Source organism: Haloactinomyces albus (genome assembly GCF_031458135.1).
GTDB classification, from domain to species: domain Bacteria; phylum Actinomycetota; class Actinomycetes; order Mycobacteriales; family Pseudonocardiaceae; genus Haloactinomyces; species Haloactinomyces albus.
Map to the genome: position 1 here is coordinate 4,079,255 of NZ_JAVDXW010000001.1, position 15,139 is coordinate 4,094,393.

A 15,139-nucleotide genomic window follows, 5' to 3' on the forward strand; every position below is an offset into this window, starting at 1 on the left:
GCCTTCGGAAGTATCAGGCGTACTCGGGGTGTTCTCGGCGCCCGGCTGGATGTGCGTACAGCGTGGGGCCGGTGGGGGATGTCGCTCAGGTGGGGGCTACCGGGGTGCTTTCCGCTCGGTTGCGCTGTGCTCGGGTGGTCCCCCCGGTGGGGGGTGGTTCGGTGCCGAAGTTGCGCAGGCGCAGGCTGTTGGTCACCACGAACAACGACGACAGGGCCATGGCCGCGGCAGCGATCAGGGGATTGAGCAGACCGAAAACAGCCAGCGGCAGGGCGGCGAGGTTGTAGCCGAAGGCCCAGGCGAGGTTGCTGCGGATGGTGCGCAGCGTGCTGCGGGCCAGTGTGATCGCATGGGGCACGACGTCGAGCCGGTCGCGGACGAGAAGGACATCGGCGGCGTCCAGGGCGACGTCGGTGCCGGAGATCACGGCGAGGCCGAGGTCGGCGCGGGCGAGTGCGGGGGCGTCGTTGATGCCGTCGCCGACCATGGCCACGGTGCGGCCCTGGGCTTGCAGGGCCGTGATGGTGGCGGATTTGTCGGCGGGCAGGACTTCGGCCAGGGTCTCGTCGATGCCGACCGTGTTGGCGACGGCTCGTGCGGTGGCCGCGTTGTCGCCGGAGAGCAGGACGGTGCGTAGCCCGAGGCGGTGCAGCGCTGCGATCATGGGGGTCGCCGAGGGCTTGACCGTGTCGGTCAGGGCGAACACGCCCCGGGCTTGTCCGTCCACCGCCACGGCCACGGTGGTGCGCCCTTGGCGTTCCCAGTCGGCGCGCTGGGCGTCGAGTTCGGTGGGCAGAGCGCTGCCGCGTTCGCGCAGCAGCCGAGCCGATCCCACCAGCACCGCATGACCGTCCACGGTCCCGGCGGCGCCCAGTCCGGACAGGCTGGTGAAGTCCTGGACCGGTGCCGGTGGCCCGAGTTCTTGCCGGGCCAGCGCGCTGATCGCGTGGGCCACGACGTGTTCACAGGCGTCCTCGACGGCGCCGGCCTGGTGCAGCAGCGTGGCGGCGTCGGTGTCCGCAGTGGTGTGCAGGTCGACCACGGCCATGCGGCCGGTGGTCAGCGTGCCGGTCTTGTCCAGCACCACGGTGTCGATCGCCCGAGCCGACTCCAGCGCCTGATGGCCCTTGATGAAGATCCCCAGCTGGGCCCCGCGTCCGGTGGCTGCCAGCAGCGCGGTCGGGGTGGCCAGGCCCAATGCGCACGGGCAGGCGATGATCAGCACGGTCAGGGCCGCACTGAAGGCCTGCTCGAGGGGTGCCTCGAGCAGCCACCAGCTCAGGAAGGTCAGCGTGGCCAGCAGGCACACGGCGGGCACGAACCATCCGGAGATCCGGTCGGCAAGCCGCTGCACTCGGGCCTTGTCGGTCTGGGCCTGTTCGACCAGCCGCCGCAACTGGGCCAGTTGGGTGTCCGCGCCCACGCGGGTGGCGCGCACCACGATCCGTCCGCTGGTGGCGATGGTGCCGCCCACGACCGAATCTCCCGTCGAGGCTTCGACGGGGACCGGTTCGCCGGTCATCGTGCTGGTGTCCACGGTGCAGTGCCCGTGCAGCACGTCGCCGTCGGTGGCGATGGTCTCCCCGGGGCGGACCACGAAGTGGTCGTCGAGGCGCAGATCGCCGACCGGAACGCGGTGTTCGTGGCCGTGCTCGTCCAGCACGGTCACGTCCTTGGCTCCGAGGGAGGCCAGCGCTCGCAGGGCTCCGCCTGCGCGGTGCTTGGCCTTGGCCTCGAGCATGCGTCCGGCGAGCATGAATATGGTCACCGCGACGGCCACGTCGAGATAGACCGACCCGGCCGGCTGCAGGAGCAGACCGAGGAGGTCGTTGCCGGCGGTGGACGTGTGGCGGTAGGCGAAGATCGTATACACCGACCAGCAGCCGGCCGCGGTGATGCCGAGGGAGACCAGGGTGTCCATGGAGGTGGCACCGTGGCGGGCGTGCAGCAGGGCTTGGCGGTGAAACGGCCAGGCGGACCAGGTCACCACCGGCAGGGTCAGCGCCAGCAGCATCCACGGCCACCCCGGAAACCGCAACGAGGGCACCAGGGCCAGTGTGATCGACAGATTGGTCAGCGGCACGCCGCAGAGCAACGCCACCATGAGGCGGCGCCACAGGTACCGGACCCGCTCCTGCGGCTCGGCCTCGCCCGACGTGTCGGGCTCGATGACCGTGGCCTGGTACCCGGCTGTTTCGACCTGCTCGAGCAGCTGCTCATCGGCCACGTCGTCCGAGGTCTCGATGGTGGCCTTCTCGGTGGCGTAGTTGACGCTGGCCGACACACCGTCGAGCTTGTTGAGTTTGCGCTGCACCCGCGTCGCACAGGAGGCACACGTCATTCCCGCAACAGCCAGCTCCACCGAGCGCGTCTCGGGCTGGGGCTGCCTGGGTGGAGACATCGAGGTCATCCGCATCTCACTTCCTTTGAGCTCCCGGTGGAGGATGGTGGTACCCCGCGGGGCGTCGTCACGGATGGTTCTCCTGCTCGGAGCGGTGTGGGGGAGACCGTCTCGAATCGTGGTGCAAGCGGGCGAGCATGGCGTTGTAGTCGGCCAGTGCCTGCTCGTCGGCGTCGACGTCGTCGGCGTTGTCCAGCGCAGGCGCGGTCCCCGTGGTGGTGTGGGTCAAGGCGCTGCGGCGAGCCGACTCCAGCCACGAGCCGAATCCGGTCTCCGGGCCGCTGGTACGCAGCCAGATCCGGACGGTGATCAACGCCAGGACGGCCATGGTGGCATCCCCGAAAAACCACATGATCGCCCCGGCGAGGTGTTGGTCGGCCAGCAGTGTCGGGCCCCACTCGGGTCGCGCCAGACGGTAGGCCGGAGCGAAGGGCTGCGGGGCCATCATGAGCACGACCCCGACCAACGTGTCCGGCAGCATTCCCGCCATGAGCACCACCACCCGCAGCGGGTGCGGGAAGCGTTGCCACCGGGTCGGTTCCCCTCCGAGGAGGGGCAGGAAGAGCAGGTAACCACTGATCAGATACAGCGCGATTTCAAGATGCTGCAGCCAGGGGTGTTCCAGTCGTGCTTGGGCGAAGACCGTCAGGTGGGTGATCACCAGCACGGCGGCGTAGAACACGAAGGAGCTTGCGGGGTGGGTGAGCATGCCCACGGCGCGGGAGCGCAGGAACCGTTCTCGTCGCCCCGAGGGATCCCCGCCCGCGGTGACCCACAGCGACAGGGGGCGCCCCGCGATCAGCAGGATGGGCACGGCCATGATCAACATCAGGTGCTGGACCATGTGCACCCAGACCAGAGCCTCGCTGTAGACACCGATCCCGCTGTTGACCGCGAGAACGAACACGGTCAGCCCGGACAGGAAAGCCATCGTTCGCCACACGGGCCACCTGCCGTGGCGGCGGTATCTGGCAACGCCCATCAGGTAGGCCGCGGCCAGCACGGCCACGAGCCCGTCCCACGGGGAGAGTTGCCAGGATGTGAGCCCGGTGGCCCACGTCAGTGGCGGCAAATGCTGCATCACGATCCTCGAACCTCACGGGTCTGTCGGGTCCGGCCGCGTCCGCTTCGAGTCCTGCTCGGCTACGGCTGTGGTGGCTACATTATGGCCAGCATGTAAGCCATGCCGGCTGCCATCACCGCCAGCGTGACGCGTACCGCAACGGTGGAATGCGCGGTCAGTCCCACCACGGGGCCCGGCGCGGCCTCCGGCGCGGGATCGTCCGCCAACGGCGTCACCGCGTGTTCGTGCCGGTGCGTTCGCTCCACCGCGGTCGGTGAATCTCCGGGCGCGACAGTGGCCGGGAGCCCGCGGGCAAACACCGGCAATCGATCCCACAGCCCGAAGGCCCAGCCCAGAACCTGACCGCCCAGGTAGGCGACGAGCACCCAGGTCAACCACACCGGCCGGGCCGCCGGTGCCAGCAGCATATACGCCATCGCGAACATGTCCACTGCGGACAGTAGCCACAGGGGGTTGAGCATCCCTTCGCGGCGCCGGAACACGGCGGTGGCGGCGGCCTCGGCGACCATGATGAGCACGAACAGCACCAGCCCTGCCCGGTACAGCGCGGGATGCTGCATGCGGGGCAGCAGATACATCAGCGCCATGCCCGCGGCCATTGCCGTGTGCCCGACATGCCACCAGCGGCGCTGTCCCGGCATCGCCACAGCGTGGCCGACATGCGTCACGATCACGCCACACAACGCCACCACCCACACGATTCGCAACCACATCGGTAACAGCGGCATACTCATCGCTGCCATCTCACCGTGCACGTTCCGCTCCCTCGCTCCGGTTACCGCTTCGCAAAATGAACCCCGTTCGTCATACCTGTCGTGGGGTGCGGCCGTTCGGTTCCCGTCGCGCCCACATGAGCTTGGTCACTCCTCGGCCGTCAACGCGTGGTCCGGCGAAACATGGTGGTCACCGGAAAGGAGGGCCGACCAGGGCTGGTGCGGCGAGGTCCGAGCAGCAAGCGAATCGGCAGGTCCGGCCCCGATTCGTGCGGTTCGGCACGCAGGACATCGCCCCGGTCGGAGTCGGCTGTCGTTGTGGGAAAGACACAATGCCAGAGCGACCGAGGTCCTCCGGTGCCGTCCCACAACGTCGGCACTGCGGACACCCGCGGTGCTCGACCGCGAGGGGAACCACGTGGACGTCGATCCCGCCATGTGTTGCATGCTTGGTTACGATCGGGAATCTCTACGGGAGTTGCTCCCCGCGGACTTGATCCGTCCGGACGACGAGCCGATCGGGCGGGACAACATCACGGAGTTGTCGGCGGGGCACCGGGAAGGTTTCCCGACCGAGATACGACTCCGGCATTCCGACGGCAGTGTCAGTACGATGCTGTGCTCGCCGATCTGCGGCAGGACTGGGAAGGATCAGGGTCCCCGGAAGTACGGTTCTGGCCAACCGCCGCCCGCGACACGGTGGCTCGCGCCGGCGGAGACGAATTTGTCTGCAGAGGGACATCGAGAGCTGTGGCGTTCTCGGCTGACGAAGTGGGAGCTCGGGGTCGCTCGGCTGGTGGCCGGGGGACGAGCAGTGGAGAGGCTCTTGAAACGACGACCTTACGACGGGCCTGGCTGCTACGGAGGTGTGGTGGTGGAACTTCGCGGGATGAGGGTGGGGGTGGCGACCAGGGTGCGGGGCGGGTGGGTGGTGTCGTGGTCGAGGAGCAGTTCGAGAGCGCCTGTGGCGATGTGGTCGAAGGGTACGCGGACGGTGGTCAAGGGTACGGGTAGCCGGCTGACGACGGGGATGTCGTTATAGCCCGCCAGCGAGAGGTCTTCGGGGATGCGGAGGCCGAGCGCGTGGGCGGCGGCCATGACGCCGATTGCGGTGTTGTCGTTGACCGCGAAGATGGCCGTGGGCCGGTCGGACTTGCTCAACAGGGAGCGGCCTGCGGCTTCGCCGGCGTCCATGGAGAAGGAGTTGCCTGCCACGAGTGCTTCGTCGAGGCTGATTCCGGCTTCGACGAGGGCTTGTTGGTAGCCGTCGCGGCGGCCTTGGGAGCTGGAGGCGTAGGTGGGGCCGCTGACCAGGCCGATCCGCCGGTGGCCCAGGTCGAGCAGGTGGCGGGTGGCCAGATGCCCGCCGAGGCGATCGTCACCGATGGAGGAGGCGCTGATCCCGTCGGTGCGTAGGGCAAGGGCGTAGGGCACGGGGTAGCGGGCCGGTCCCTGTGGGGTTGGACCGGGTGTGCGTGCGGTGGTGAGGATGAGCCCGTCGACCCATCGTTGCAGCAGATTGTCGACAGCGATCCGCTCGGCCTCGGGCTGGTCCTCGGTGGTGGCCACGAGAGCGGAGAGTCCGCGATCGGTTGTGGCGGCGGCGATTTCCTCGTAGAGCATGGCCATGACCGTGTCGGTCAATCGCGGAACGACGACTCCGACGGTGCTGGTTCCGGTTCGCCGCAACTCCGAGGCGTGGGGGTTGCGGACGTAGCCGAGCTCGGCGGCGACCCGGCGAACGCGCTCAGCGGTGGCACTGTTGGAGCGGGGCAGGCGTTCGTCGAGCACCCGGGAGACTGTCGACTTGCTGACACCGGCCGCCCGGGCAACATCCAGGATGGTCACCACGGTCCCCGAGGCTACCGGTTGACGAGAGCGGGACGGATGAGGTGTTGACGGGCAGAACGTCATGTCGCATTGTTGGGAACGTTCCCGCAATCGTTCCCACATAGAAGGGAAGACAATGTCTCTCGATCTCCGCGGGTTGGTGCCTGCGCCGGTCACCCCGTTCACTCCCGAGGGCGCGGTCGACCACGCCGCGCTGGCCGGCTACGGCGCGTGGCTGGCCGGGTTCGACGGGGTCAAGGGCTTGGTCTGTCTGGGCCATGCCGGTGAGGGCACGTTCCTCACCCAGGACGAGCAGGTCGCCACGATCCGCACGCTGGTCGAAGCGGTCGATGGTGCGGTGCCGATCATTGCCGGCATCACCGGTGAGGGCACGGCCGTGGCCGCAGCTGAGGCCGTGCGGGCCGTCGAGGCCGGCGCGGCCGCGGGTTTGGTCTATCCCTCGCACGGTTGGTTGCGGTTCGGGTTCCAGCCTGGTGCCCCGCAGGAACGTTACCGGGCCATCCACGAGGAGTCCGGGCTGCCGCTGATCCTGTTCCAGTACCCCGATGCGACCAAGGCCAGCTACGACTTGGCCACCCAGCTGGACATCGCGGCGCAGCCGGGGGTGTTCGCCACCAAGAACGGGGTGCGCAACATGCGCCGCTGGGACACCGAGGTCCCCGTGCTGCGCGCCGAGCAGCCGGACCTGCAGGTTCTCACCTGCCATGACGAGTATCTGCTGCACACCATGTTCGATGTCGATGGTGCCCTCGTCGGCTACGGGGGCCTGGCTCCGGAGCCGCTGATCGAGCTCATCGCCGCCGGCAAGGCCAGTGACTATCCCGCAGCCCGTGCGGTGCACGACCGGCTGCTGCCGGTGACCAAGGCCGTCTACCACCGCGGGTCCCACATGGAGGGCACGGTCGCGCTCAAGCTCGGCCTCAAGGCCCGCGGCCTGCTGCCCTCGGCTACCGTGCGGTCCCCGCTGATCGACCTGTCGACCGAGGCCGAAGAGGAGATCACCCTCGCCCTCAAAAAGGCCGAGCTGATCTGACAACGCCTCCGATGAGGTTCACTCCGGCTCCGGCCGTCCCAGCACGGACGGAGCATGCCCGGGCGGCGGTAGTGCGCCGCCCGGGCTCCACCGCCGCGCCTTCGCTCGCGCGTCGGCCCGGTGACAACGTAGTCCCGACGAACTCCGCGTCTACCGTGGAGGGCGAGGAACGATCCACATGCCCGATGCAGTGCCTACCCACCGGACGAGCAGAACCAGTGGCGAATCCCACCGCTTCGACTCTGGTGACTCGTCGACCAGCCCTGCCCCTCGCGCGGGCCGCAGTGCCCGCCTTGTGCGGCTGCTCGCCCTCATGGGCCCCGCGTTCGTGGCCGGGGCTTGGCAGTTCGGCCCCGGCAACCTCACCTCGGCTGTTCAAGCCGGCAGTCGCTTCGGCTATTCCCTGATCTGGGTTCTCGTCATCTCGACCGTGTTGATGATCGCCTTCACGGACATGAGCGTGCGGATCGCGCTCGTTTCCCGCGACTCGGTCGTCGAAACCGTCAAGCGGACTCTGGGCCGCGCGGTCGGTGGCGCCGCCGGGCTCGGGGTCTTTGTCATCGCCCTGATGTTTTCCGTCGGCAACGCCGTCGGGGCTGGACTGGGGCTGTCGCTGGTGCTCGGCGGTTCGCCGGTGTGGTGGACCTTCGCGTGCACGGCCGTGGTCGCCACCTTCCTGTTCACCCGCGGACTCTACGGTGTGATCGAGAAAGTGCTCCTGGCCATGATCGCGACCATGGCGGTCTGCTTCGTGATCACCGCTGTGCTCAGCCGCCCCGACTGGACCGGTGCGGCCGCCGGACTGGTCCCGACCATCCCACCGGGAACCGGGCTGCTTCTGGTCGCACTGGTCGGAACGAACTTTTCCATCAACGCCGCGTTCTACACCGGCTACGCCTCCCGGGAACGCGGCCTGCATCGCGATCAGTACCGTGAAACCACCCTGGCCGACACCATTCCCGGCATCGTCGCACCCGGCATCATGACCGCGCTGGTCATCATCGCCTCGGCCGCCGTGCTCAGAGATGAACAGGGCGCCAGCCTCGCTGAACTGGCGGGTGTGCTCGAGCCGATCGCCGGCCAGACCGGACGAATCATTTTCGCCCTCGGCTTTTTCGGTGCTGCGTTCTCCTCGATGCTGGCCAACGCCACCGCCGGCGGCACACTGCTGTCCGACGGCCTGGGCTGGGGCAATCAGCTGTCCTCAGGCCGGGTGCGGCTCGCCATCCTCGGGGTGCTGGCCTTCGGCGCGACCGTCACCGCCGTAGCCGGCGGCTCACCCATTCAACTGATCATCACCGCGCAGGCGCTCACCGTCGTGGTCGCGCCCCTGCTCGGCATCCTGCTGGTGATCCTCGCCAACAACCGCAGACTCATGGGCGACCTGCGCAACCGCTGGTGGCACAACCCCCTCGCTGCCCTCGGCCTTGCCGCGATCCTGGCCACCTGCTACAGCCTGATCACCAGCTTCTCCTAACCTGGGACCGCGCCACGGCTGGAAAACCGAACTCCCTCGGCCGAGCGCTCACCACCACCGCCGAGCGAATCCCGCCGTCCCATGCCCCGGTTCCCCATAGCGCTGTTGTGGTTCGTGTGGATTCGTCCCATTCCTTCTGTCGTGCCGCCTGCCTACCTTCGAGGTGGTCAACTCATCGGCTTGCCGGAGGATTTCAACGGGGGACTGGTCGTCAGCGGCAGCCCCGGTAACCGACAGCAGTACGCCAACGACCGTGCCATCGCCGACTGGGAAGGCACGCTGTGGCGGCAGCAGCCGCCGCCCGGAACCGTTGTACGCCCTTTCTGCCGGAACCTGCCGGTGACCGGGTCCGCACTCGACACCTCGGACGAGGACACCGCCGCGGCGATCACCGAGACGCCGCGCGGGGAGCCGGCCTGCGCATCGGCCACATCGAAGGCCCGTCGGGGAGCTCGAAGGTGTCTCCGGTCAGCTGGTAACCCATGCGTTCGTAGAGCGCCCGGTTGCGGGGAGCGGAGGCCTCCAGGTAGGCGTCCAGGCCCTGCTCGTCGAGGCGCCGGTGGTGGTGTTCCAGCAGTGCGGTGCCGTATCCGGTGCTGTGCACGCGCGGTTCCACGGCCAGCAGCGCCAGATGGTGATGCCGGGTGTCGGTGGGATGGGCCCGGTGCATGGCCGCGTCGAGGGTGTGGAAGCGCTCGGCGCGGTGGCCGGTGGCCTCGGCCAGCCGCTCGTCGTAGTCGGCCGGTGGGGGTGCCTCCGGCGGCAGCCACAGAGCCGCACCGGATCCGTCGCTGGTGGCCTCGACCTCGCCGTCCCGTAAGGCGTAGTCGACGAGGATGCGGAAGTAGGCTTCCAGCATGCGCTGCCGCTCCGGCTCGGCTTCCATTCCCAGGGTGAGCCACTTCGTGACGGGATTGTCCGCGAAGGCGCGCGCGACCAGCCCGGCGAGGTAGGTGCCGTCGGTGGGCGTGCAGGAAGCGATCGTCATGGTCACTGCGTGATCTCCTCACTCGGGTGGGGTCGACGGCCGGATGGCTCCGTAGGGGCATTCGCGGTGTTCGGCAGCGCGGCGTCGGCTTCGGCGCCGCGGCCGATCGTCAGGTAGGCGTGCGGATTCCGCTGCCGCAGGACCAGGGCCCAGGAGATCCCGGCGAGCAGCGCCGCGAGATAGGTCAGCGGAATCAACCAGGTCAGCATCGAACCGGGGGCGACACCGAGCAGGATGTCGATCCTGGCCACGGCCAGACCGACTCCGGTCACGAGGAGAAGTGCGGCGAGGCCGGGCAGCAGCGCGGTGCGCCACGGCGAGTCCTGCGCCGTGCGGTGGCGGGCGAAGAACACGACCACGCTGATGCTCGTGGTGGCCAGCAGCATCAGCACACCGAGGCCTCCGCCGGTGCCCAGGGTGAAAAACAGCGCCACCATCGGATCGAGCCCGGCGACTGCGTAGCACAGCAGGACGAGCAGACCGAGGCCGCTCTGCACCAGAGAACCGACCTTGGGTGATCCGGTGCGCCGCCCGGTGGTTCCCAGCACGGCCGGTAGGACCCGTTCCCGTCCCAGGGCGAAGCTGTAGCGGGCGACGGTGTTGTGGAAGGCGAGCAAACCGGCGAAAACGCTGGTCAGTAGCAGGATGCGTGCGATGCCGCCTGCCGTGGTGCCCAGGTGCCCGCTGATGAGGTTGAACAGCAGTTCGGAGCCCTGGTCCCGTGCGGCGCCGACGATGCGGTCCGGTCCGAGGGTCACGGTCATCGCCCAGGACGACAGCGCGTACAGGCCCGCGATGATGCCCAGGGCGCTGAATGTCGCGATCGGGATGTTGCGGCGAGGATCACGGGCCTCCTCGGCGTAGACCGTGGGGGCCTCGAAACCGAGGAAGGCGGTGGCGGTCACCACCAGCGGCGCTCCGATCGCAGTGGTGGCCAGGTGTGCGGGCGACAGGGCGGCCAGGGAAATCGTGCCACCGGCAGGGTCGGCCAGCATCACGATGTCGGCGAGCAAAATGATCACGCACTCCGCGGCCAGCAGCAGGGACAGCACCCGGCCGTTGAGGTCCACCCGCAGCACGCCGAGAAGGGCCACGGCCAGCCAGGCGATCAGGGCCCATGACCACCACGGCATTTCCAGCCCGGACAGGGAGGCCGCCACCCCGCTGCTGATGACACCGAACGCGCCGTACAGGCCGATCTGCAGGCCGTTGTAGGCCAGCAGCGCCACACCGGCGGCTCCCACCCCGAGCGGGCGACCGAGCCCGTGAACCACGTAGGAGTACAGCGCTCCGGCATTGGCGACGTGGCGGGCCATCGTGGTGTATCCGACGGCGAAGAGCGCCAGCACCGCGCCGGTGAGCAGAAAGACGACGGGGATGCCGACGAATCCGGTGACTGCCCATGCCGTGCTGGTCAGGGCTGCCACGACCATCAGCGGTGCGGCTGCCGCACCGACGAAACCGATCATGGATATGCTTCCGACACGACTGCGCGCCAGAGCTCGGGTCACGGTGCTCGGCGCGGTGCCGGGTGGTGTGCTGGACACGGGAATCAATCTCTCCACAGGGGTCGGGCTTCAACGGCGTTCGGAGAGCACGGCGGCACTGGCGGCAGCACGCATTTGACCGAGCAGGGTGCGCAAAGTGGGTGACAGGGTCTGCAGAACAGCGGGGAGGAACTCCTGGGCGGTGGGGATTTCCTCCGGATCCAGGACTCCTTGCAGCAGCCCGGTCGCCTCGCTCAGGCCGACAAGCACGGCATCGTAGGCGGAGCGTGCTTCCCCGTGAATCAGCAGCGAACGAAGCCGACTGCTCGGTTGCCGGGCGATCTCGGGATCGACGGGCAGCCACCGCGGAGCCCACCACAATATCGAACGATTCCGCTCGATCAGCCCACGGCGCCACAGGTGTTGCCCGACATCCTCGTAGGCGGTGCGGGACAGATAGGACAGCCAGGTGCGTGTCGACAGGGGCTGTGGTTCGCCGCGGGCCACGGAGAAAACCTGGTGGGCGAGCACATCGGGAGGTACGTTCCGAGTGACGGGAACGACCAGGTCTTCGGTGAGTGTCATGTACTCGGCCGAAAGCAGCTCGGCCAGCAGTGCTCCCCCGAGTCCGATCCCCAAATGGGTCCTGTTCACCCGGGCCTTGCCCGAGGTGTCATCGTGTGCGAGCCAGAACCAGTCCGTGGCCAGGTGCCACGGTTCGGACGCCGTGTCGTTGGTACGCACGAGTCAGCAGAGGTGCCCGGACGACTTGCTCCGAACCATCCGTGCCCATGCACTGCTGGTGTCGATCATAGTGCGGACCCTAACGAACCCACCGCGGGTTGCTGGAGCACTTCGCCACGATTGCCACAAAAATCGATGACGCCTTGTTCCGAGGGCGAGCCGTACCCTATTCTGGCTCCTTTTCGGAATTCCCGGTGCGTGCGTCTTGCTTTCACTCGTGCCCCCAACCGAACCGGCACCGCGAGGCCGATACTCCGAATTGTGTGAAATCTTTTCACGATCTCTCGAGGAATGTGGATGCCGACTACCGGAACAGGGGAAGCATCCTCGGTGAAAACATATATCCGGCTGCCGAAACGGGTGAATGGCGATTCTGGGCGAGCTCCTCGGTGGTGCCCGGCCGCACTACAGCCGCGGCGGTCCCGGAGCACGCGTTGCGCCAGTCGGTCAGGTAACCGTCCGGGTCGCTGACCAGGCCGGTGGATCCGATGCCGTCGCGCAGCCGGGCGGTGAGGTCAGCGGTCACGGGACCATCACTCCTTTCTGCGGGGGGCGGTGCTCAGCGGCGCCAGTCCGAGCACCCGGCGGGCTCGTGCCACCTCTTCGGTCAGCCTCCCGGGATCGGATTCCCGCGCCGTCTGCGCCGACGGCACCAGCCGGTCCAGCCGGGGTGCCCACTCCGGCATCCGCTGCGGAAAACTCGCTGCGAGCACGTCGAGCATCGTGGAGGCAGCGGTCGAGGCACCGGGCGAGGCGCCGAGCAGGGCGGCCAGCGACCCGCCCGCGGAAGTGACGATCTCCGTGCCAAATCCGACCAGCGTGCCGCGGCCGTCGGTTTTCTTGAGAACCTGCACCCGCTGGCCTGCGGTGCTCAGCGTCCAGTCGTCCGCTCGTGCCGTCGGCACGAACCGCCGCAGGGCGGCCATCCGAGCTTCCGCGGACTGAGTCACCTGCCGGACGAGGTAGGTCACCAGAGAGCGGTTGTCCCGCGCGGAGGTCAGCAGGACCGGCAGGTTGCCGAGGCGCACCGAGCGCGGGAGGTCGGTCAGCCGGCCGCGGGTGAGGAAGCGGGGCGAAAAGGACGCGAACGGGCCGAACAGCAGCGACTCCCGCCCGTCCAACACCCGCAGGTCGAGGTGGGGGACCGAGATCGCCGGGGCACCCGGCTCCGCGTGGCCGTACACCTTGCCCCGGTGCGCTGCCACGAGATCGGGCCGGTCGGTCCGCAAGAACCGACCGCTGATGGGGAAGGCGCCGTACCGCCGGGTCTCGGGAATCCGTGCCGATTGCAGCAGTGGCAGCGTCCCACCCCCGGCGCCGATGAAGACGTAAGGTGTCCGCAGTCGCCGACGCTGCTCGGTCCCGCGGTCGCGGACCTCCATCTGCCAGGCCTGCCCTCGTCTGCGCAGGGACGTGACTTGCCTGCGCAGGTGGACGGCGCCGCCACGATCCTCCAGGACCGACAGCAATTGCCGGGTCAGGACGCCGAAGTCGACATCGGTGCCCTGCGCCGTCCTGGTGAGCGCCACCGGCTCGTTGCTCCTCCTGCCTTCGGACATCAGCGGCGCCCAGGAGGCGATGCTGTCGGGGGAGTCGCTGAACTCCATGTCGGAGAAGAGCGGGTGGTCTCGTAGGGCCTCCCACCGGGCGCGCAGGTAAGCCACGCTGTCCGTACCACTACCGAAGCTCAGGTGCGGGACCGAGCGAATGAACGCCTCCGGTGGCCCCAGCACACCCTGCTCCACGAGGCGGGACCAGAACAGCAGGGAAGTCGCGAACTGCTCGCCGATCCGAACGGCGCTGGACACGTCCACCGTGCCGTCGGGCCTGCGTGGCGTGTAGTTGAACTCGCAGAGCCCGGCATGGCCGGTGCCCGCGTTGTTCCGGGCGTTCGAGCTTTCCAGACCGGCTTCGTCGAGCCGCTCGACGACGGCGATCCGCCAGTCCGGTCGCACCTCGCTGAGCAGCACTCCCAGCGTGGCGCTCATGATTCCGCCTCCGACGAGAACGACGTCCCAGTGCTCGATCGACTCGGTTCCGGACACGGGTTGTTGCTCCTCTCGTCGGTGCACCGGAGACCCCGGCACGGGTGCGGCTCGAGCGGTACGGACTCGAGGCCGCACCCGCCGGGCATGCTGATGGTCGGGAGGGCTGCTCAGGTGGTGCGATGGCCCACGGTCGTTTGTTCGGTGGTCCAGGCGTGGCTTTGGTCGCTGAGGGAGAGCCCGAGACCGGGGCGGTCCGGCACCACCATGCGGCCTTCGCGGCATTCGAGGCGTTCGTTGAACAGTGGTTCGAGCCATTCGAAGTGCTCGACCCAGGTGGTGCGCGGGTAGGCCGCCGCCAGGTGCAGGTGGATCTCCATGGCGAAGTGCGGTGCCATGTCGAGGTGGTGCTCATCGGCGAGTGCGGCGATGCGCAGGAACGGTGTGATGCCCCCGACTCGCGGCGCATCGGGCTGGACGAAGTCGCAGGCTCCGGCCCGGAGCAGATCCCTGTGCTCGCCGATGCTGGTGAGCATTTCACCGGTTGCCACGGGAGTGTCGAGTTTGCCTGCGAGGGCGGCATGTCCTTCGGTGTCGTAGGCGTCGACGGGCTCTTCGATCCAGGTCAGGTCGAAACGTTCCAGCACACTTCCGATACGTTGCGCTGTGGCGCGGTTCCATTGCTGGTTGGCGTCGACCATGAGCGGGACGGCTTCGCCGAGATGCTCGCGGACGGCCTCCACCCGCCGGATGTCGGTCGCGGAGTCCGGGTGCCCCACCTTGACCTTGATTCCACCGATGCCACGGCTCAGTGACGCTGTGGCGTTTTCCAGAATTCCCTCGACGGGTGTGGACAGGAAGCCGCCCGAGGTGTTGTAGCAGGCGACGGAATCGCGGTGGGCGCCCAGTAACTTGGCCAGCGGGAGCGCGGCACGGCGCGCTTTGAGATCCCACAGCGCGATGTCGAGGGCCGCGATGGCCTGGGTGGCCAGGCCGCTGCGGCCGACCGAGGCGCCGGCCCACACGAGTTTCTGCCAGAGACGTCCGATGTCGTGTGGATCCTCGCCGATCAACTCGGGCGCGATCTCGGTGGCGTGGGCGTAGAGTCCGGCACCACCTGCGCGTTTGGAGTAACTGAATCCGAGGCCTTCTCGGCCGCTTTCGGTGCCGACTTCGGCGAAGAGGAATGCGACCTCGGTGAGTGGTTTCTGGCGTCCGGTGAGGACCTTGGCGTCACTGATCGGTGTGTGCAGCGGTAGGTGCACCAAGGACAGACGTATCCGTGTAATGCGGTCGGTCGCGGGTTCGCCCGGTGCGGTGGCGGCGGATTCGGCTTCGGGGGATCCGGTGATGGTCATGTGGTCGTCCTCCGGCGG

At 68.3% G+C, this 15,139-nt stretch carries 12 protein-coding genes and 1 pseudogene; 3 read left to right on the forward strand and 10 right to left on the reverse strand.

Annotated features, from left to right (window positions below):
- Positions 1 to 85: 85 nt before the first annotated feature.
- The 3 genes from JOF55_RS19265 to JOF55_RS19275 all read right to left on the reverse strand — a co-directional run bounded on the left by JOF55_RS19265 (position 86) and on the right by JOF55_RS19275 (position 4,219).
- The gene (locus tag JOF55_RS19265; RefSeq protein ID WP_374727557.1) at positions 86 to 2,410 is read right to left on the reverse strand and encodes a heavy metal translocating P-type ATPase; all 2,325 of its coding nucleotides are present in this window, start codon (positions 2,408 to 2,410) and stop codon (positions 86 to 88) included.
- Between the two features lie 58 nt (positions 2,411 to 2,468).
- Complete coding sequence (locus tag JOF55_RS19270; protein ID WP_310278464.1) at positions 2,469 to 3,482, reverse strand: cytochrome c oxidase assembly protein; 1,014 nt, start codon at positions 3,480 to 3,482, stop codon at positions 2,469 to 2,471.
- 77 nt (positions 3,483 to 3,559) lie between these two features.
- On the reverse strand, positions 3,560 to 4,219 hold the full coding sequence (locus JOF55_RS19275; RefSeq protein WP_310276186.1) for a DUF5134 domain-containing protein: 660 nt from the start codon (positions 4,217 to 4,219) through the stop codon (positions 3,560 to 3,562).
- 373 nt (positions 4,220 to 4,592) lie between these two features.
- Here JOF55_RS19275 and JOF55_RS24555 point away from each other — a divergent pair.
- Positions 4,593 to 4,811, forward strand: a pseudogene (locus JOF55_RS24555) (PAS domain S-box protein); the annotation flags it as partial.
- 245 nt (positions 4,812 to 5,056) lie between these two features.
- Here JOF55_RS24555 and JOF55_RS19280 read toward each other — a convergent pair.
- Complete coding sequence (locus JOF55_RS19280) at positions 5,057 to 6,049, reverse strand: LacI family DNA-binding transcriptional regulator (RefSeq protein WP_310276189.1); 993 nt, start codon at positions 6,047 to 6,049, stop codon at positions 5,057 to 5,059.
- 115 nt (positions 6,050 to 6,164) lie between these two features.
- Here JOF55_RS19280 and JOF55_RS19285 point away from each other — a divergent pair, with 115 nt between their 5' ends.
- Both JOF55_RS19285 and JOF55_RS19290 read left to right on the forward strand, forming a co-directional pair.
- A complete protein-coding gene (locus JOF55_RS19285; RefSeq protein WP_310276193.1) occupies positions 6,165 to 7,082 on the forward strand; it encodes a dihydrodipicolinate synthase family protein in 918 nt (305 codons plus the stop codon).
- Between the two features lie 295 nt (positions 7,083 to 7,377).
- The gene (locus JOF55_RS19290) at positions 7,378 to 8,559 is read left to right on the forward strand and encodes an Nramp family divalent metal transporter (RefSeq protein ID WP_374727558.1); all 1,182 of its coding nucleotides are present in this window, start codon (positions 7,378 to 7,380) and stop codon (positions 8,557 to 8,559) included.
- Between the two features lie 388 nt (positions 8,560 to 8,947).
- Here the strand turns inward: JOF55_RS19290 and JOF55_RS19295 are convergent, their stop codons facing one another.
- The 6 genes from JOF55_RS19295 to JOF55_RS19320 all read right to left on the reverse strand — a co-directional run bounded on the left by JOF55_RS19295 (position 8,948) and on the right by JOF55_RS19320 (position 15,121).
- Positions 8,948 to 9,547 (reverse strand): GNAT family N-acetyltransferase, encoded by a 600-nt coding sequence (locus tag JOF55_RS19295; RefSeq protein WP_310278467.1) that lies wholly within the window; start codon positions 9,545 to 9,547, stop codon positions 8,948 to 8,950.
- A 2-nt stretch (positions 9,548 to 9,549) separates the two neighbouring features.
- Positions 9,550 to 11,094: an APC family permease gene (locus JOF55_RS19300; protein ID WP_310276199.1), complete on the reverse strand. Its 1,545-nt coding sequence runs from the start codon at positions 11,092 to 11,094 to the stop codon at positions 9,550 to 9,552.
- A gap of 30 nt (positions 11,095 to 11,124) precedes the next feature.
- The gene (locus tag JOF55_RS19305; RefSeq protein WP_310276202.1) at positions 11,125 to 11,778 is read right to left on the reverse strand and encodes a GOLPH3/VPS74 family protein; all 654 of its coding nucleotides are present in this window, start codon (positions 11,776 to 11,778) and stop codon (positions 11,125 to 11,127) included.
- Positions 11,779 to 12,082: 304 nt separating this feature from the next.
- The gene (locus JOF55_RS19310; RefSeq protein ID WP_310276205.1) at positions 12,083 to 12,304 is read right to left on the reverse strand and encodes a hypothetical protein; all 222 of its coding nucleotides are present in this window, start codon (positions 12,302 to 12,304) and stop codon (positions 12,083 to 12,085) included.
- 7 nt (positions 12,305 to 12,311) lie between these two features.
- Positions 12,312 to 13,823: a malate dehydrogenase (quinone) gene (gene mqo, locus JOF55_RS19315; protein ID WP_310276207.1), complete on the reverse strand. Its 1,512-nt coding sequence runs from the start codon at positions 13,821 to 13,823 to the stop codon at positions 12,312 to 12,314.
- Positions 13,824 to 13,933: 110 nt separating this feature from the next.
- Positions 13,934 to 15,121 carry an L-talarate/galactarate dehydratase gene (locus JOF55_RS19320; RefSeq protein WP_310276210.1) on the reverse strand — a complete coding sequence of 396 codons (1,188 nt, stop codon included), beginning with the start codon at positions 15,119 to 15,121 and terminating at the stop codon, positions 13,934 to 13,936.
- Positions 15,122 to 15,139: the final 18 nt, after the last annotated feature.